The organism is Methylobacterium sp. GC_Met_2 (assembly GCF_026540795.1).
In the GTDB taxonomy this organism is placed as follows: Bacteria; Pseudomonadota; Alphaproteobacteria; order Rhizobiales; family Beijerinckiaceae; genus Methylobacterium.
The window spans coordinates 25,300-43,246 of record NZ_JALNUM010000030.1 but is presented as its reverse complement, the minus strand read 5'-3'; the positions used below and the strand labels follow the sequence as shown (position 1 = coordinate 43,246).

19 protein-coding genes are annotated in these 17,947 nt (G+C 69.0%); 10 read left to right on the top strand and 9 right to left on the bottom strand.

The window, feature by feature from the left end; translation table 11 throughout:
- Positions 1-189 precede the first annotated feature (189 nt).
- Positions 190-600 carry a response regulator gene (locus tag OXS49_RS12935; protein WP_056251390.1) on the bottom strand — a complete coding sequence of 137 codons (411 nt, stop codon included), beginning with the start codon at positions 598-600 and terminating at the stop codon, positions 190-192.
- 216 nt (positions 601-816) lie between these two features.
- Here OXS49_RS12935 and OXS49_RS12930 point away from each other — a divergent pair, with 216 nt between their 5' ends.
- The 3 genes from OXS49_RS12930 to OXS49_RS12920 all read left to right on the top strand — a co-directional run bounded on the left by OXS49_RS12930 (position 817) and on the right by OXS49_RS12920 (position 3,030).
- Positions 817-1,731 carry a LysR family transcriptional regulator gene (locus tag OXS49_RS12930; protein ID WP_056254946.1) on the top strand — a complete coding sequence of 305 codons (915 nt, stop codon included), beginning with the start codon at positions 817-819 and terminating at the stop codon, positions 1,729-1,731.
- A gap of 120 nt (positions 1,732-1,851) precedes the next feature.
- Entirely contained in the window at positions 1,852-2,598 is a 747-nt protein-coding gene (locus OXS49_RS12925; RefSeq protein ID WP_056254944.1) for a glucose 1-dehydrogenase, read from the top strand.
- Between the two features lie 33 nt (positions 2,599-2,631).
- Positions 2,632-3,030, top strand: a complete 399-nt coding sequence (locus OXS49_RS12920) for a cupin domain-containing protein (protein WP_056254941.1) — start codon at positions 2,632-2,634, stop codon at positions 3,028-3,030.
- Between the two features lie 273 nt (positions 3,031-3,303).
- On the opposite strand, the gene OXS49_RS12915 is transcribed toward OXS49_RS12920, so the two are convergent.
- The 3 genes from OXS49_RS12915 to OXS49_RS12905 form a co-directional block, all read right to left on the bottom strand.
- Positions 3,304-6,588 (bottom strand): CusA/CzcA family heavy metal efflux RND transporter, encoded by a 3,285-nt coding sequence (locus tag OXS49_RS12915; RefSeq protein WP_147858677.1) that lies wholly within the window; start codon positions 6,586-6,588, stop codon positions 3,304-3,306.
- Positions 6,589-6,591: 3 nt separating this feature from the next.
- Positions 6,592-7,821, bottom strand: coding sequence for an efflux RND transporter periplasmic adaptor subunit (locus tag OXS49_RS12910; protein ID WP_056250490.1), 1,230 nt, complete (start codon positions 7,819-7,821; stop codon positions 6,592-6,594).
- A 92-nt stretch (positions 7,822-7,913) separates the two neighbouring features.
- Entirely contained in the window at positions 7,914-8,204 is a 291-nt protein-coding gene (locus OXS49_RS12905; protein ID WP_147858676.1) for a hypothetical protein, read from the bottom strand.
- 129 nt (positions 8,205-8,333) lie between these two features.
- On the opposite strand from OXS49_RS12905, the gene OXS49_RS12900 reads away from it, so the two are divergent.
- Together OXS49_RS12900 and OXS49_RS12895 are read left to right on the top strand one after the other, a co-directional pair.
- The gene (locus OXS49_RS12900) at positions 8,334-8,606 is read left to right on the top strand and encodes a metal-sensing transcriptional repressor (RefSeq protein WP_056250484.1); all 273 of its coding nucleotides are present in this window, start codon (positions 8,334-8,336) and stop codon (positions 8,604-8,606) included.
- Positions 8,606-9,937 carry an MFS transporter gene (locus OXS49_RS12895; RefSeq protein ID WP_267424625.1) on the top strand — a complete coding sequence of 444 codons (1,332 nt, stop codon included), beginning with the start codon at positions 8,606-8,608 and terminating at the stop codon, positions 9,935-9,937. The genes OXS49_RS12900 and OXS49_RS12895 overlap by 1 nt, the downstream gene beginning before the upstream one ends.
- 260 nt (positions 9,938-10,197) lie before the next feature.
- Here the strand turns inward: OXS49_RS12895 and OXS49_RS12890 are convergent, their stop codons facing one another.
- Positions 10,198-11,634, bottom strand: coding sequence for a YncE family protein (locus OXS49_RS12890; protein ID WP_056250480.1), 1,437 nt, complete (start codon positions 11,632-11,634; stop codon positions 10,198-10,200).
- Positions 11,631-12,086: a DUF305 domain-containing protein gene (locus OXS49_RS12885; protein ID WP_056250477.1), complete on the bottom strand. Its 456-nt coding sequence runs from the start codon at positions 12,084-12,086 to the stop codon at positions 11,631-11,633. Before OXS49_RS12885 ends, OXS49_RS12890 begins: the two co-directional genes overlap by 4 nt.
- Before the next feature lie 181 nt (positions 12,087-12,267).
- On the opposite strand from OXS49_RS12885, the gene OXS49_RS12880 reads away from it, so the two are divergent.
- From OXS49_RS12880 to OXS49_RS12860, 5 genes are read left to right on the top strand one after another with little or no spacing between them, the layout of a single operon-like run.
- On the top strand, positions 12,268-12,651 hold the full coding sequence (locus tag OXS49_RS12880) for a hypothetical protein (protein ID WP_056250476.1): 384 nt from the start codon (positions 12,268-12,270) through the stop codon (positions 12,649-12,651).
- Between the two features lie 43 nt (positions 12,652-12,694).
- The gene (locus tag OXS49_RS12875) at positions 12,695-13,204 is read left to right on the top strand and encodes a sigma-70 family RNA polymerase sigma factor (protein ID WP_056250474.1); all 510 of its coding nucleotides are present in this window, start codon (positions 12,695-12,697) and stop codon (positions 13,202-13,204) included.
- Positions 13,201-14,010 (top strand): anti-sigma factor, encoded by an 810-nt coding sequence (locus OXS49_RS12870; protein WP_056250472.1) that lies wholly within the window; start codon positions 13,201-13,203, stop codon positions 14,008-14,010. Before OXS49_RS12875 ends, OXS49_RS12870 begins: the two co-directional genes overlap by 4 nt.
- Positions 14,007-14,897, top strand: coding sequence for a LysR family transcriptional regulator (locus OXS49_RS12865; protein WP_056250469.1), 891 nt, complete (start codon positions 14,007-14,009; stop codon positions 14,895-14,897). The genes OXS49_RS12870 and OXS49_RS12865 overlap by 4 nt, the downstream gene beginning before the upstream one ends.
- Entirely contained in the window at positions 14,894-15,265 is a 372-nt protein-coding gene (locus OXS49_RS12860) for a DUF202 domain-containing protein (RefSeq protein ID WP_056250466.1), read from the top strand. Before OXS49_RS12865 ends, OXS49_RS12860 begins: the two co-directional genes overlap by 4 nt.
- A gap of 3 nt (positions 15,266-15,268) precedes the next feature.
- On the opposite strand, the gene OXS49_RS12855 is transcribed toward OXS49_RS12860, so the two are convergent.
- From OXS49_RS12855 to OXS49_RS12845, 3 genes are all read right to left on the bottom strand, one after another.
- Positions 15,269-16,354: a molybdopterin-dependent oxidoreductase gene (locus tag OXS49_RS12855; protein ID WP_056250462.1), complete on the bottom strand. Its 1,086-nt coding sequence runs from the start codon at positions 16,352-16,354 to the stop codon at positions 15,269-15,271.
- Between the two features lie 78 nt (positions 16,355-16,432).
- Positions 16,433-17,416, bottom strand: coding sequence for a beta-propeller fold lactonase family protein (locus OXS49_RS12850; RefSeq protein ID WP_267424624.1), 984 nt, complete (start codon positions 17,414-17,416; stop codon positions 16,433-16,435).
- A gap of 186 nt (positions 17,417-17,602) precedes the next feature.
- A complete protein-coding gene (locus OXS49_RS12845; protein ID WP_267424623.1) occupies positions 17,603-17,941 on the bottom strand; it encodes a cytochrome c in 339 nt (112 codons plus the stop codon).
- Positions 17,942-17,947: the final 6 nt, after the last annotated feature.

Below are 17,947 nucleotides of genomic sequence, written 5' to 3'. Positions count from 1 at the left end.
GCCCTTGGCCGCGGAATGACAACGAGGACGAGACCATGCTGGTGGTCGAAGACGAGCCGAAGGTAGGCAGGTTGGTCTCCGACATTCTCGAAGACCTCGCCTAACCCGACATCGAGGGTCGCTCGCATCCGGTCGATGATCGAGGAGAGCCGGGAGGAGGCATGGGGCTCCGGCCAACCGATCCCGGGCTTACCTCCGAAGGGGCCCGGGGTGCTTCTCCGGCGGCATCGTCTCGCGCACGTGGTGCCGGACCAAGGAGGGGCTGAACGGCTTCCCGATGAACGTCGCCCCATCGGGCAGGTCCCCGGGTTCAGGTCGCACATTGCCGGAGGCGACCACGATGGCGATGTGGGGCCACGTCACGGCCGTCCGCCGCGCCAGGTCGAAGCCGTTGTCCGGGCCGGGCATCTGCACGTCCGTGAACAGCAGCTGCACCTTGCCGTGGTGCTCGTCGAGCACCCGCATCGCCTGGGCGACGTTCATCGCCTCAAGAACCACGAAACCGGCATCCTCCAGGATGTCGGACACATCCATCAAGATGAGGGCGTCGTCGTCGACCACGAGGACATGGGGGGCATCGGCGGTGTCAGGCAGGGGCATGGATACCAAAGGCCGGCCTGGCGACGTTTCCGTAGGTCCCGTGGATGCGGGCCCCTAGTGGTCGAAACCTGACGCTTGGTACCCATTCGCGAGGTCAGCTTGGGGTGGGGAGCGGACACTGACCCTTCGCCCTGAAGCGGACGTTCCGCCTCCGGTCCAACGCGGTCATGACCAGATACGGATTGCTTTCCCGTTGGCAGGCACTCCACTGCCCCAATGCGGATCAATCGAACCGAGCTGGCCGACCTCGGGACCTTCCTCGCCATCGCGCGCCACCGCAGTTTCCGGCGAGCCGGTCTGGAGCTTGGTGTCAGCGCCTCCGCGCTCAGCCACGCACTCAAGGCGATGGAGGCGCGCCTCGGTGTGCGCCTCGTCAACCGCACCAGTCGCAGCGTCACGCTCACCGCAGCCGGTGAAGATCTGCTCGCCTCGCTGGATGCGCCGTTCGCGGCGATCGGCTCCGCGCTCGACGTGCTCAACCAGCACCGGGATCCGACGAAGGTCACCGGGCGCATCCGCCTCAACGTGCTCGAACATGCGAGCACGTTGTTGCTCGCCCCCGTGTTGCCTTCCTTCCACGAGCGCCACCCGCAGGTCGAGATCGACATCCGGGTGTCCAACGATCTGCTCGACGTCGTGGAAGCTAGAGCCGATGCGGGCATCCGCTACGGCGGGACTGTGCCTCTGGATATGGTGGCGCAGCGTTTGTCGGCCGATCTGCGCTGGGTGGTGGTTGGAGCGCCGACCTATCTGGATCGTCACGGAACGCCTGATCATCCACGTGACCTTGCAGCTCACCGATGCCTACGCATTCGCCTCGGCGACGACAGCCTCTATCGATGGGAATTCGAGAGAGCGGACGAGCAGATCGCCCTCGACGTTCCCGGTGCGGTGACCATCGACAACACGTGGTTCGCCCTCTCCCTTGCGGTGGCGGGCGGCGGGCTCGCCTATCTTCCTAAGCCGTGCGTCGAACCCGTGGTCGCACGGGGCGAGCTTCGCGTCGTGCTGGCGGATTGGGCACCGATGGGACCGGGCTTCCACCTCTACTATCCCGGACGTCGCCAACTGCCGACCGGATTGCGGCTCCTCATCGACCTGATCCGCGCGGCGAAGCCCCTCGGATTGTAGCCGCCGCGACGTCCGACGATGAACGCGGCTCATCGTTCCGTTGAGGGACAGACGCCTGATCGGCGGCTCACGCGATGGCTACGTCAGGCACCTCATCGAGGTCATCGGAGAAATTGAGACATGCGCCGTTTTACAGGGAAGGTCGCCTTCATCACGGGTGCGGCCAGCGGCATCGGCCGCGCCGCCGCCATTGCGTTCGCAAGGGAGGGCGCTCGGGTCGCCATCACGGATCGCACGGAGGCTGCACTCGAACAGCTCCGCGCTGAGATCGAAGCGGATGGCGGCGAGGTGATTGCAATTCGATGCGACGTGTCGGTGCCAGCGGACGTCGAGGCTGCGGTGGCTCGCACCGTTGAGCGGTTCAGCCGCCTCGACTGTGCTTTCAACAACGCCGGCGTCGAGAACAAGGCCGCTCCCGTCCACGAGATCGCCCTCGACGAATGGGACCAGATCCTCGACATCAACCTGCGTGGCACGTTCGTGTGCATGAAGTACGAGATCGCACAGATGCTTCGGCAGGGCGGCGGCGTGGTGGTCAACACATCGTCCGGCGCTGGAATCAGGGGTGTCGCGGGAGGTGCGAGCTATGCCGCCTCGAAGCACGCCCTGATCGGCCTGACCAAATCGGCCGCCCTCGACTACGCGAAGGCGAAGATCCGGGTGAACGCAGTTTTGCCTGGGAATATCGAGACACCGATGATGGACCGCTTCACGGGCGGCGACATCCAGAAGGCGATCGACCTTGAGCCGGTCGGACGGCTGGGCAAGCCCGAGGAGATCGCAGAGGCCGTCCTGTGGATGTGTTCGGACCTTGGGGCCTTCGTGACCGGCGCGTCGATCTCTGTCGATGGCGGCTGGTCGCTCTAAGAGGCGTTTCCGAGACGATGAAGGAAAGATCGCATGGACATCAAGCGCAGCGGAAGCCAGCCCTCAGGCCAGGGCCCGTCCGAATGGTTCACCGGCACAGTTCGGATTGATCCGCTCCACAGCGCTCCCGACCCTGCCCGCGTCGCGATGGCGAGCGTAACGTTCGAGCCCGGCGCGCGGACGGCGTGGCATACGCATCCATTCGGCCAGACGCTGATCGTCACGTTCGGGCGTGGGTGGGTTCAGCGCGAGGGCGGCCCGGTCAAAGAGATCGCGCCGGGCGACGTGGTCTGGTTCGAGCCGAATGAGAAACATTGGCATGGGGCCACGGCGACCTCGGCGATGACGCATGTCGCGATCCAGGAACGGTTGGATGGCAAGGCCGTGACCTGGATGGAGCAGGTCACCGAAGACCAGTATGCCGGGTCCTGAACTTCGCCACCCCGGTCCGCTCTAACACAACGAAGCCGAGAGCGGACTGGCAGAATTCTACCCGATACGGACGTAGGTCATCATCACCAAGCTGCCGCGAAACGGACTTTCCGAGGTTCTGCGAAGGGTGGAGAGCGGACCCCGGCTATCCGCCCTGAAGCAGACGTTCCGGCTTAGATCCAACCTCGTCGTAGCAGTCGGTTCAGTCCGGGCTCGGAAGTGGACATACGGACGTTGGCCTCTTCGTAGTGGCAGTCGGCGGCGGCACCCTTCCTATCGAACCGCTGCCAGTGGTGCCGAAGCCATCCCAGCAGGTCGAGCGACGGGCACCGCGCGCCCGAACCGTGCATAGAGGGCGGGCAGCACCACCAGGGTCAGGAGCGTCGCGCTGATGAGGCCGCCGATGACGACCGTTGCCAGCGGTCGCTGCACCTCCGCGCCCGTTCCCGTCGCAAGGGCCATCGGCACGAAGCCGAGCGCCGCGACGAGGGCCGTCATCACCACCGGCCGCAGGCGCGTGAGGGCGCCCTCGCGGACGGCTCGCACGACATCAATGCCTTCCGAGACCAGCTGCCGGATGTGGTTCAGGAGCACGAGCCCATTGAGGACCGCGACCCCGGACAGGGCGATGAACCCAACCGCGGCCGAGACCGAGAACGGCATGTCCCGCAGCCACAAGGCGGCGACGCCGCCGGTCAACGCCATCGGCACCGCGCTGAAGACGATCGCAGCGTCCCGGGGGGAGCCGAGGGCCCCGAGCAGCAGGATGAAGATCAGGGCGAAGCAGGCGGGCACCACGACCATCAGGCGTTGTCGGGCCGCCGTCAGGTTCTCGAACTGGCCGCCCCAGCGCACCTCGTAGCCGGCCGGCAGCTTCACCTCGGCGGCAATGCGTGCCTGCGCCTCCGCCACGAGCGAGCCGATGTCGCGGCCGCGAACGTTGGCCGTCACCACCACCCGTCGGCGCCCGTCCTCGCGGCTGACCTGGTTGGGTCCTTCCGTGAAGGCGAAGCTGGCGAGCTGCCGTAGGGGCACGCTCATCCCGCCCGCCAGCGCCGGCGCGGCCGGCACGCCGGTGCCAGCCCTGGCCGGGGCGGCCTGGGCGGCCGGGAGTGGCACCGGCAGGTTCTTCAACGCCTCGACGTCGTTCCGGACCGTATCGGCGAGCCTCACCACGATGGCGAAGCGTCGGTCGCCCTCGTACATCAGGCCGGCATCCTTGCCGCCGATGGCGGTGCCGATGACGTCCTGCACGTCGGCGAGGCTCAGGCCCCTCCGGGCGATCTCGCGCCGGTCGATCCTGAGCTCCAGGAACGGCAGGCCCACCGCCTCCTCGACCTTGACGTCGGCGGCCCCGTCCAGGCTGCGTAGGATGCCGGCGATCTTACGGGCGCCCTCGACCATCGGGCCGAACTCCTCGCCGAACACCTTCACGGCGAGGTCGTCGCGCACGCCGGCGATGAGCTCGTTGAAGCGCATCTGGATTGGCTGGGAGAAGCCGAGCAGGGTTCCCGGGATAAGCTTGGCTTCGGCCTCCATTCGGCCGATCAGGGACACCTTCATCTCGGTCGGGTCCGGCCACTCGGCCTGCGGCTTCAGGATGAGGTAGGCGTCGCAGGCGTTGGGCGGCATCGGGTCGGCGGCGATGTCGGGCGTGCCGCAGCGCGAGTACACGAACGCCACCTCGGGAAACTTGCTCATGGCGTCCTCGACGCCGAGCTGCATGGTCTGCGACTGCGTGATCGAGGTCGACGGGATGCGGCGCGCCTCCATGACGATGTTCTTCTCGTCCAGCGTCGGCGTGAACTCCTGCCCCAGCCGCGTCGCGAGCACGCCCGCGATCCCGAGCAGGACGACCGCGCCCGCCACGAACGCCAGCGGGGCGCGGATCGCGCCGAGGAGGACGGGCCGGTAGACCGCCTTCAACCCGCGGATGAGCGCGTTCTCGCTCTCGCTGACCCGGCCCGACACGAAGGTCGCGATCATCGCAGGCACGAGGGTCAGGGACAGCACGAAGGCCGCCACCAGGGCGATCAGCACCGTCAGGGCCATCGGCGTGAAGGTCTTGCCCTCGACCCCGGCGAAGGTGAGGAGCGGCACGTACACCAGGATGATGATGGCCTGCCCGTAGACGGACGGCTTGATCATCTCCTCGGCCGAGAGCCGGACCGTGGTGAGCCGCTCCTCCAGCGACAGCCTGCGACCGAGTTCGTGCTGGCGCTCGGCGAGGTGCCGCAGGCTGTTCTCGGCGATGATGACCGCACCGTCGACGATGAGGCCGAAGTCGAGGGCGCCCAGGCTCATCAGGTTGGCGCTGATGCGGCCCGCCAGCATGCCGGTGGCCGTGACCATCATGGCGACCGGGATGACCAGCGCCGTGATGAGGGCCGCCCGGATATTGCCGAGAGCCAGGAACAGGACCGCCACGACGAGGAGCGCGCCCTCGGCGAGGTTCCTGGCCACCGTCTTGATGGTGGCGTCGACGAGGTCGGTCCGGCTGAGGAGGGTCTTCGCCTTGATGCCGGGCGGCAGGAGCTTGTTGATCTCCCGGATCTTGGCGTCGGCCGCGGCCGAGACCGTTCGGCTGTTCTCGCCGATGAGCATCAGGGCGGTGCCCAGCACCACTTCGCGCCCGTTCTCGCTGGCCGAGCCGGTGCGGAGCTCGCGGCCGATCCCGACCTGTGCGACGTCGCTGACCAGGATCGGCACCCCGGCCCGGGTCGCCACCACGATCTCGCGGATCTGGTCGACGTTCTCCAGCAGGCCCCCGGCCCGAACGACGTAGCCCTCGCCGTTGCGCTCGATGTAGTTGGCGCCGCGGGTCGCGTTGTTAACCTCGATGGCCCGCGCCAGGTCGGCGAACGACAGGCCGTAGCCGACGAGCTTCATCGGGTCGGGCTGGACCTGATACTCCTTGACGTAGCCGCCGATGGCGTCGGCCCCGGCCACGCCGGGGACACTCTTCATCTGCGGTCGGATGATCCAGTCCTGGACCGTGCGTAGGTAGACCGTGCGCTCGAAGTCGCTCGTCAGCCGCTCGCCCTCAGGCGTCAGGTAGCTGCCGTCGCCCTGCCAGCCGGGCCTGCCGTCTCTGACCGGAGTCCCCTCGCCAGGGGGCTGGTACTCGACCGACCACCAGTAGATCTCGCCGAGCCCGGTGGAGATCGGCCCGAGCCTGACCTCGACGCCAGGCGGCAGGGTGCCGCGCACCTCGACCAGGCGCTCGTTCACCTGCTGGCGGGCGAAGTAGACGTCGATCTTGTCGCTGAACACCGCAGTGAGCTGGGCGAAGCCGTTGCGCGAGAACGAGCGCATGCTCTCCAGCCCCGGCGTACCGGCGAGCGCCCGCTCAACCAGCACCGTGACCTGCTTCTCGATCTCGACCGGCGTCAGCGCCGGTGCGACGGCGTTGATCTGGACCTGGTTGTTGGTGACGTCGGGCACGGCGTCGATGGGTAGACGCGCCAGTGCCCAGGCACCGAGCGCGGTGGCGATGAGGGTTACCAGGATGACCGCGTAGCGGTTGGTAATTGAGAAGGCGAGGATCGGGCGGATCATGGCTCAGTCCTCCGCCGCGGACTTGCCGAGCTCGGCCTTGAGGGTGAAGCTGTTGGCCACCGCGACCGCCTCCCCGGGTTCCAGGCCCGCCGTCACCTCCACGCTCTCGTCGTCAGACCGGCCGAGGGTTACCGGGCGGGCCTCGAAGCCATCCACCACCCGCACGAACACGTTGGGCTTGCCCTCCAGGGTCTGGATCGCGGCGGTCGGGAGGAGGACGCGCACCGGCTTGTCCGAGATGACGATCTCGGCGGAGACGAAGGAGCCGGGCCGCCAGGTCTCCTGCGGGTTCGCGAGTTCGGCCACGACGCGGGCGGCGCGGGTGTTCTGGTCGAGCACGGGCCCTATGAAGACGATGCGCCCGCGTGCCTCCGCGCCGGTCGCCTCGGTCCGGAACGTCACCTCCTGCCCCTCGTGCACCAGGGGAAGGTCGCCTGGGGAAACGGCGAGGTCTATCCAGATCTTCGAGAGGTCGACGACGCTGTAGAGCTCGGTCTCCAGATTGTCGCGCCCGACCGCCGCGCCGAGGTCGACCCGCCGCTCCACGATCCTGCCCGCGATGGGCGAGCGGATCTCCTGGCGCTCGAACTGCGCCTGGGGCTTCGTCGGCAGGGCGTCGATCTCGGCCGGCCCCAGGCCGAGGAAGCTCAGCTTGCGCCGGGCGGCGTCCTCCTTGACCTTTAGATCCTGGTAGCTCGCCTGTGAGCGCAGGTACTGCTGCTCCGACGAGATCCGCCGGTCCCAGAGCTCCTTGTCGCGCTCGTAGAGGGTCTTCTGCAGGGCGGCCGAGAGGCGCGCGGCAAGGTACTCGCCCTTGGTCTCGGCGATCTCGCGGCTCTCGATGAGCGCCACGACCTCGCCCTTGGCGACCCGGTCGCCCAGACCCTTGCGCAACTCTACGACGGTGCCGGTCGTCTTCACCGCGATCCGGGCAGTGTTGTCGGCGCTCGGGACGATGGTGCCCGGGACATGGAGGTGACGCGCGAGGCGGCCCTCGCCGGCGTCATCCGTGCGGATGCCGGCCTTGGCGATCTGTGCGTCCGTCAAGCGGATCAAGCCGGAGTGCTCCGGCTCGGGAGCCGCCGCCGGCGTAGGCTCACGGGACGGGACCGTGGCGGCGGGCCGGGCCCGCGCCACGAGCGCGCGGACCGCGTCCGGGGCCGCCGGCCACCAAGTCGCGACGAGGAAGCCGCCGGCTACGGCCAGCAGCACGAGGGGAAGACGTCTGAGCATGTCGTTGCCATGGGCGGGCGGCCATGCCGTTCGGGCAGGGCGGCGCGGCGCCGGAGTTCGAGAAACTGGGGGGACTGCGATCGTGGTCCGCCTCAGGCCCTCGGGGGCTTGAACAACCCGGGCGGCCGTCCGGGGGACCGCTCGCGCTCGTCGGAGACGGAGAAGGCCATGGCCGCATTCGCCCGCACCGTGGATGCTCCCTCGGTCGTGGGCATCACCCCCTGCGCGTGGGCCTGGGCATGGTACGCGAGATCGCCGGGGGCCCCCTCGTCCGAGCCATGGTCGTGTGTCGCGCCGGAGCCGATGTCCTGCGCCTGGAGCGTCACCGACGCCGCGTGTCGGGCCTCCACGAAAACGGGCATGACCGCGACGAGCGCCAGCATGAACGCGGCGGCTGCCGCTATGAGACGCCGCCCGAAGGACACCGACCACCCAACTCCCGTTCGGCCCGAGACCACCCCGATGCGCCCGATACCCTTCCCCTATCCTACCCGGGGGGATAGGATGTCAACATGGAACATGCGCACGCCTCCCACCCCGACATCGTCAAGCGCCTGAAGCGCGCCCACGGGCATCTCGCCGGCGTCATCGCCATGATCGAGGAGGGCCGCTCGTGCGTGGACCTCGCCCAGCAGCTCCACGCGGTGGAGAGCGCCATCGCCAACGCCAAGCGGGTCCTCATCGAGGACCACATGGAGAACTGCATCGGCGAGGGTGTCGCGGACGGCGGCAAGTCGGCCAAGGTCGCGCTGGCCGAGTTCAAGGCGCTGGCGAAGTATCTCTGATGCTGGCCGTCCTCGCGAACCGGACCTACAGGCACCTCTTCGCCGCGCAGGTGATCGCCCTGGTCGGCACCGGCCTGCTCACCGTCGCCCTCGGCCTCCTCGCCTACCGGCTGGCGGGGGCGGAGGCCGGCGCCGTGCTGGGCACCGCGCTCGCCATCAAGATGGCGGCCTACGTGCTCGTGGCGCCCATCGCTAACGCCTTCACGGGGCAACTGCCGCGTCGCGCCTTCCTAGTGGCGACCGACCTCGTCCGCGCCGGCGTCGCGCTGATCCTGCCCTTCGTCGACCAGGTCTGGCAGGTCTACGCGCTCGTCTTCGTGCTGCAATCGTGCTCGGCGGCCTTCACCCCGACCTTCCAGGCGACCATCCCCGACATCCTGCCGGAGGAGCGCGACTACACGCGGGCGCTCTCGCTCTCGCGCCTCGCCTACGACCTGGAGAACCTCCTCAGCCCCACCCTGGCCGCCCTGCTGCTAACCGCCATCGACTTCCACTGGCTATTCGGGGGGACCGTTGTCGGGTTCCTCTGCTCGGCCGCCTTCGTGGTCTCGGTGTCGCTGCCGTCGCCGAAGCTGCCCGAACGCCGCGCCGGGATCTACGAGCGCACCACGCGGGGGCTGCGCATCTACCTCGCCACGCCGCGCCTACGCGGGCTGCTCGCGTTGAACCTCGCCGTCTCGGCGGCCGGCTCGATGGTGATCGTCAACACGGTGGTGATCGTCCAGGCCATCCTGCATCGCTCCCAGAACGACGTCGCGATCGCGCTCGGCCTCTTCGGCGGCGGGTCGATGCTGGCCGCCCTCCTGCTGCCGCGGATGCTCGACCGCCTGCCGGACCGGACGGTTATGATCCCGGCGGCGGGCCTGCTCGGGATCGTTCTCCTCGCCTTCGCGGCCACGACCTGGGGCGGGGTCATCGGCTGGCCGATGCTGCTGGCGACCTGGCTCGTGCTTGGCATCGGCTACTCGGCAGCCCAGACCCCGACCGGACGCCTTCTCCGGCGCTCGGCCTCGCCAGGCGATAGGCCGGGCGTGTTCGCGGCACAGTTCGCGCTCTCCCATGTGGCGTGGCTGGTGACCTACCCGCTCGCGGGCTGGCTCGGCGCTAATATCGGCATGCCGACGACGCTGGCGGTCCTGGGGGGCCTGACCTTGGCAGCCATCGCGGCGGCGGCCCTACTCTGGCCCGCCTCCGACCCTGATGTGGTCGAGCACGTCCACGGCGACCTCAGGCCCGACCATCCGCATCTCGATGCCGGTGGCCATCGGCACGCTCACGCCTTCGTCATCGACGACCTGCACCATCGCTGGCCGGCAGGGGGGCCGGGGTGAGCCGGGCAGCCTGCTGCTTCCCACCCGTTCCAGTTGCAGGTCCCTAGCTTATAGTCATCCCGAAAGCAGACCTTCCGAGGACCCGCTATGGGTGGGGAGCAGACCCTGACCCTTCGCCCTGAAGCGGACCTTCCGCATCCGACCCAACTACGCCATAGAAGCGGGCTGACGCTGTTCTCGAAAGCAGACATCGAGGCTGGGCTCGCGTCACGGAGGCATTGTTTGAGATGTTCGCCTTCCGGACTGGCGACACCGCTCGATTAATCCGTGATCTGCACCTGCTCGACGCCGCCGAGTTTGCCGGGCTTGCCCGCCGCGACCACGAGGTAACGGCGGCTCGGGCCGGCGTCCTTGCGGGTGACTTGCCGGATCGGGCCGATCGCGTTGACGATGGCCGCGCCGGCCGGGTTGGTGGTGAAGGCGGCGAGTGGCTCCAGGCCGGTCGCGCCCTTCGGATCTGCGGACAGCGCCAGCACGAACGGCATCTTCGGCGCCAGTCCCGTGATCGCGGCCTGCAGCGTCTGCAGCACGCCCTGGTCGAACAGGGTGACCTGCGTCGCCGGCTTGCCGTCGCCGCCCGCGAGCGTCAGCGCACTGGTCTGGCCTGCGGCCCCCAGCGGCTGGAGGTTTTGCATTCCGTCGCCCTCCGGCACGGCGTTCGGGACGTAGGCGACGCCCTGCGGACCCTGCCCGATCGGCACCTCGGCGATCACCGTGTTCGACGCGGTGTCGATCACCGCGGCCTTGTCAGCGTTCTCCAGGCCGACATAGACGCGGCTGCCGTCGCCCGAGGGCCAGAGCCCGTGCGGCAGGGCGCCGGTCGGGATCGTTGCGAGCTGGAAGAAATCGTCGGTGCGGAACACCTTGACCTGGTTCAGGCCGCCAATCGTCACGTAGGCGAACTGGCCGGCCTTGGTCGAGACGATGTTGACGTGGTTGGTGATCGGCCCGGTCTCGATCGTCTTCAGCGGCGCGAATGGCGGACGCGCCGAAAACACCTGGGTCCGGCCGACATCCTTGAGGGTGAACCACACCTGCTTGCCGTCCGGCGTGGCGGCGATGTCGGGGCAGAACGGGCTCTCCTGCTTCACGCGGCCGACGATGGCGTGGGTCTTGGTGTCGATGACGACGGTCTCGGGGCTGAAGCTGGAGCAGACGTAACCGTAGGTGCCGTCCGGCGAGAAGATCGTCATGCCCGGCCCGTTCGGTACGGTGATCCGGCGGGTCTCCTTGGCGGTCGCGGCATCGAGCACGGCGATATAGTCTTCGCCGCGCACGCTCACCCAGACCTCTCGACCGTCCGGCGTGAAGAAGGCTTCGTGCGGCGAGCGGCCGACATAGGCGGTGTGGCGGACCGCGTTGGTCGCCGTGTCGATGAAGCTTACGGAGTTCGAACCGATCGAGACCGCGAGAAGGGTCCTGTGGTCCGGCGAGAAGCCCATGCCGTGGACCAGAAGCTGCCCGCGATAGAGCGGGCTCAGATTCATCGGCGTCGGGTCGCCGAGCCGGATCACCCCGAGCAGGGTGTTGGCGGCGGGATCGATTACCGAGACCGTGTTGGAGAACTGATCGGAGGTGTAGAACCGGTCTTTGCTGCTGATGGGCACGTCGGGCGCCGAGGCGGGGCCCGGAGCCTGCCCGGCGAAGGCCGAGCCGGAGAGCAGCACAAGGGCGAGAACGGTCAGGGCGGTCTTCATCGGCGGTGCTCCGAAGGCATCTCGGCGGCAGGTGCCGCGCCATGGTGGTGAACGGGAGGGGCGCCGGCGGACCGACCCGGCATCGCGGGGCGATCGGCGAGCGCGCGGCGCATCACATCGATCTCCTGGCCCTGCTCGACGACGATCCCCTGCGCGAGGCGGCGCAGGACCGGATCCTTGCCGTGGAGCAGCTCTGCCTTCGCCATCGCGATCGCGCCTTCGTGGTGCGGGATCATCATCGCGGCGAAGTCGCGGTCGGGGTCGCCCGAGGGCGGGACCATCATGTCGGCATGCATCTGCGCCATCGACTGCGCCATCATCGCGTCGAAGGACGCGGACGGAGCTGCCGCTGGCTCGGTCGCGGCCAAGGTCGGGCGCATCATCATCCGGCCGCCGACGAGGCCGCTCGCCATCAGCGCCGCCGTCACGGCAAATCCCAGTGCTCCGCGCATGCGGCTTCCTTTTGATCCGGTGTCGATGGGAAGGATGCCTGGGGCGCGGCTTTATTCCGCGGATTTGGCTGAGAGCCCGTTCACGCCTTCGTGATCTGTCGTCGAGAAGACGCGTGGAATAGAGGCGCCTCTTCGGCATCCCTCCCGATGCGGTCATGCTCGACCGCGGGAGACCTCACCCATGCGCACTCTGCTGATCCGCGCCGCCTTCGCGGCTGTCGCCTTCTCCGCCTTGGCCGCCCAGGCTGCCGCGCCTGCCATGACGGCCGAGACCGCCAAGGGGCCGGCGCTCGTCGATGCCAAGAGCATGACCCTCTACACCTTCGACAAGGACATGGGCGGCAAGTCGATGTGCAACGGCCCCTGCGCCACCAACTGGCCGGCCCTGATGGCCGCCTCCGGCTCGGCCGCCAGCGGCGACTGGACGATGGTGACGCGGGACGACGGCACGATGCAGTGGGCCTACAAGGGCAAGCCGCTCTACACCTTTGCCAAGGACACCAAGCCCGGCGACATCACCGGCGACGGCTTCCTCAACGGCGCGTGGCACATCGCCAAGCCTTGATCGGTGAATGCCTTGATCGGCCCCCTCTGACCGGGAAACGTCGTTGGACGAGATCGCCGCCCTCATCGAACCGCAGATCCCGGCGTTGCGGCGCTACGCCGTCGCGCTGTTGCGGGACCGCGAGGCGGCCGACGACCTCGTTCAGGACACGCTGGAGCGGGCATTGTCCGCCTGGTCCGGGCGTCGCCGCGACGGCGACTTGCGGGCGTGGCTGTTCACGATCGAGCGCAATCTGTTCCTCGGCGCCGTCCGGCGCCGGGGCCGGCGCGGCGTCGATGTCGGCGCGGAAGCACTGGAGCAGGTGCCCGATCCGGGTATCGACCCGGAAGCCGCGTTGGGAGGCCACGACGTACTCGCCGGGCTCGACACCCTGCCCGAGGAACAGCGCTCGGTGCTGCTGCTCGTCGCGGTGGAGGATCTGTCTTATGCCGAGGCGGCCCAGGTGCTCGGGGTACCGCTCGGCACGGTGATGTCGCGCTTAAGCCGGGCGCGGACACGGATGCGAAGTTTTCTGGAAACTGGCCGGACCGGCCTCTTGAGGAGGGTGAAATGAGCGGGGATCCACGCCCGGTCGGCGAGGACGACCTGCACGGCCTGATCGACGGCCGCCTCGAACCGGAGCGGCAGGCGCTGGTCGAGGCATGGCTCAAAGGAAACCCCGCGCGTGCGGCCGAGGTCTCGGCGGATCGCGCCCTGCGCGAGCGCATGCGTGCCCGCCTCGCGCCGATCGCCGAGGAGGCGATCCCGGCGCGGCTCCGGGTGGCCAACATTCGCCCGCGACGTCGGTTCGTCGGCGGGGGCTGGTTCCCCATGGCAGCTGCAGCCGTGCTCTGCCTTGCGCTCGGCGGTGCCGGCGGCTGGGTCGGCCATGCCCTGCGCGGCGGACCCGCGACGGCGATGGTGGCGGAGGCACCGGCGACGCAGGACGCGGTCGCGGCCTTTCGCACCTTCGTGGTCGAGGTGGTGCATCCGGTGGAGGTGCGCGCCGACGAGAAGCTCCACCTCGTGACGTGGCTCTCGAAGCGCCTCGGTCACGCGGTCGCGGCCCCCGATCTCGCGGCCCAAGGGTTTCGCCTGATGGGCGGGCGGCTGCTGCCGGCCGGCGCCGAATCCGCAGCGATGCTAATGTACGACGACGACCGCGGAACCCGCCTGTCGCTCTACAGCCGTGTCGGAGACGGCGATGGGCGAACGCTCTTCCGCTTCGGTCGCGAGGGCGATGTCGCCGCCTTCTCCTGGGTCGATGGCGGCATGTCCTACGTCGTCACCGGTCGAACTGATGAGGCCCGGCTGCTCACTGTCGCGCAGGCGGTCGATGCGCAGGTGCGTGGCCTCGCGCCGGATCGTCGGCAGCCGTGACCCTCGACCAGCTCCGCATCTTCGTGGCGGTGGCCGAGCGGCAGCACGTGACGCGGGCTGCCGAAGCGCTGAACCTCGTCCAGTCGGCGGTCAGCACGGCGATCGCCAACATCGAGGGGCGGCACGCGACGAAGCTGTTTCACCGGGTCGGCCGCGGGATCGAGTTGACCGAGGCGGGGCGCGTGTTCCTCGTCGAGGCCCGCGCCGTGCTTGCCCGCGCCGACGCGGCCGAACTGGTGCTCGCCGACCTCAGCGGCCTGCGGCGCGGGACGCTGGCGCTCTACGCCAGCCAGACCATCGCCAGCGACTGGCTGCCTCGCCACCTCGTCGCCTTCCGCCGGGCCTACCCTGAGATCGCTATCCGGTTGGCGGTGGGCAACACCACCGACGCCGCCGACGCAGTGCGCGCCGGGCAGGCCGAACTCGGCTTCGTCGAGGGGGCGCTCGACGACCCGACGCTTGCGAGCACCACCATCGCGCAGGACCAACTGGTCCTCGTGGTCGCCCCTGGCCATGCCTTCGCCGGGGCGACCGCCCTCGAACCCGAAAATCTCGCCGGGGCCGACTGGGTGCTGCGCGAGGCGGGATCGGGAACCCGCTCGGCCTTCGAGACGGCCCTGGGTGCGGCCGGCCTCGCAGCCGCCCAGCTTCGGGTCACGCTCGAACTGCCCTCTAACGAGGCGGTGCGCGCCGCCGTCGAGGCCGGGGGCGGGGCCGCCGTCCTGTCCGAGACCGTGGTCGCCGCAGCGCTTCGGGCCGGAACCCTGGTGCGGGCGGCGTTCGCCCTGCCGAGCCGGCCGTTCCGGGTGCTGCGCCACAAGGAGCGCTACCGCAGCCGGGCCGCCGACGCGTTGCTCGACCTGATCGCGACGGCGGATGCCGGATGAGCGATCCTGCGAAACCCGTGCACCCCGACGATCCCCGGGTGAGGCTCGCCGAGGACCGGACGGTTCTGGCAGCCGAGCGTACGTTCGTGGCGTGGCTTCGCACCGGGCTCGCCTTCCTCGGCGTCGGCCTGGCCGCGCAGCGCTTCCTGCGGGAGGTGCTGGCGGTCTGGCCGCTAAAGGTGCTGTCGCTCACGTTGATCGCCTGCGCGCTTGCCTCGTTCGCCGGCGCCGCATGGCGGGACCGGGCGATCCGGGCGCGTCTCGCCGATGCCGAGATCCCGATGATGCCGCGCATCCTCACCGTCGGGATCGCGGCCTTGCTGATCGCGATCTCGGGCCTTGCGGCCACCGCCCTGCTCTGGGCGTGACTGTTAGGCCACCGTGACCCGTACCCGGTGCCAGGCGGCGCTGAGGTAGCCCTTGTAGTTCCAGGTGTCGTCGGGCGCCGCCGGCTGGGTCTGGCCGGCGGAGTCCCAGGCCCGCACCGCGAGTTCGTGCTCGCCCGCGGTCAGCTCGCGGTCGATCTCCCAGAACGTCCAGGCGTAGGGCGCGTCGGCATCGCGGTCGATCCGGGCCTGTGCCCAGCTGCGACCGCCATCCGTCGAGACGTCTACGCGGGCGACCGCGCGGTCGCTGGCGATGGCGTAGCCGCGGATCGCGTGCCGGCCGGCCTTCAACGCTGCGCCGCGGGCGGGCTCGCAGATCGCGCTGTTGAGCGGCATCGCCTCGATGGTGATGCCGTGGGCCGGGTCGGCGGTCTCGGCCGTCACGTCGGGCGGGAATAGCTTGTAGTCGTCGGCCTGCATCGGATTGTCGGAGGGGTGGTCCTGCACCGTGATGCGGGCGAGCCATTTCGGGCTGCGGATGCCGGCAAATCCTGGAACGACCACTCGTAGGGGATGGCCGTGCTCGGGGGCGAGAGGCTCGCCGTTCATCGAGAAGGCGAGCAGCGTCTCGGGGGCCAGTGCCTTGGCGAGTAGGATCGAGGCGCCGAAGCGCGTGTCCGTACGGGCGATCCGGTCGTGGCTCTCGAAGGCGACGTGGCGCGTACCGCACGCATCGATCCCGGCGGCGTGCAGGACGTCGGCGAGCCGCACCCCGGTCCATTCCGCGTTGCCGATGGCGCCGGGCGCCCACGGGTCGCCGGAGACCGGGGCCACAGCCAGCATGTCGGCCCGGCGGTTGCCGGCGCATTGCATCACCGCCGTGACGGTGACGTGCGCGAAGCGTGCCTTCAGATCGGCGACGGACAATTCGAGGGGCGTCGCGACCATCCCGTCGACAGTCAGGCGGTAGCCGTCGGCGTCGAGGTCCGGGATGTTGCCGTGGCTGCGGACGTAGAAGTCGGCCTGGTCGGTGAGGAAGGCCGCCCGCAGGCGATCGAGCGGCGGCTCGGCATTGTAGGGCGCCTCGCCGTGCACGATGAGGCGGTCCTTGCGCTGGAACAGGCCGAGCATGGGGTTTTTGTCCTGCGTTCGTGACGTGTCGACGACGAGAACGCGCCGGGGGCGATAAGGCCCCCGACGCGCGTCGCTTCACGGCTTCATCGTCGAGACGACTACGTTCTTCGCCCGGTCCACCACGGCGACGCTGAGGTCGCGGTTGAGGACGTAGGCGTGGGCGTTGTCGGCCGAGAACGCGATCGCCTGGCGCGGCTCGTTCAGGCCGGTCACCGTGGCGACGACCTTGAGGGTGCCGGTGTCGATCACCGAGAGCGAGTTGTCCTTGAGGTTGCCCGAATAGACGAAGCGCCCGTCCGGGGTCAGCGCGGCGCCGTAGGGGTCCTTGCCCACTGCCACCTCGGAGGTGACTTTACGGGCGGCGACATCGACCACGCCGATGGTGTTACGGCCGCTATTGGCGGCAAACAGCGTCTTACCGTCCTTGGTGATCGAGATGGCGCGCAGCTTGTCGAACCCGGCGATCTCGCCGGTGATCTTGTTGGTGGCGGTATCGACCAACGTAATCTTGTCGCCGAGGAAGTTCGTCACGAACACGGTCTTGCCGTCCGGCGACAGCTTCACGCCCTGGCGCGGCTGCGCGAAGCCGGGGATCACGGCCTCGGCGAGCATGGTCTTGGTGTCGAACACGGTCAGCGTGCTCGCGGCCTCGTTGTTGACGTAGAGCTTGGTCCCGTCGGCCGAGAGCACCGTGCCGAACGCGCCGGGGCCCGCGGCGAGAACGCCGGCCTCCTTGCCGGTGGCGGTCTCGTAGACCGTGATCCGGCCGGTGCCGCTGTCGGAGATGTAGAAGCGGGCGCCGTCCAGTGCGAACACGATGTTGCGCGGCGTGACGAAGCCGTCGAGGCGGCGCAGCACGGTGCCCTTGGCGACGTCGTAGACGACGACGGCGCTCTCCTCGCTGTTCGACACAGCGGCGACGGTCCCGGCGGCGTTCAGCGCCAGGGCGTTGTTCTTGATCGCGCCGTCGAAGCCGGCGGCGAACCCGGGCTGGCCCTGGGCGAGGAGCAAGGCGGCTCCGGCGAGGAGGGTGCGGAGGCTGGTGCGGATATGGGTCATGAAGCGGGTCTCTCGGGCATGCGCACTCGTTCGGCGGCCAAAGGCCGGCCGCGAGGGCTGGTTCGAAATCGGAAATCCGTGGTGCAAGGCCGGGCCGGCCGTGCATCGCCCTGAGGAGATGCCGGAAGGTGCGGTCTATTCCCCGAGGCCGGCGAAAAAAACGCGGTGGCCTCTGGATTCGGGGATTCAGGGCGTCGGCTTCAACGCCGTGAGGTAATTGACGATGGTCTGCACGTCGGCCGGATCGACGGGCGCCTTGTAGACGTGAACCATCTTGTTCACGGTCTCGGTCCACTGCGCCTTCGTGAGCTTGGGCTGGGTCAGCACCATCCCGGCCGAGTGGCAGGCGAGGCAGTTGTTGTTGACCGCCTCGGCCCCCGGCCCGTCCGGGAAGATCCGGTCGGAAGTCGGGAATTCGATCGATTGCGAGGTGAAGCGCATCGGCTCGGGAGCCGAAGCGGCGAGCGCCACCATGGGAGACAGTATGAGGGCGGCGATGAGGGCCGCAGGGCGGATCGGGTTCATGGCTGT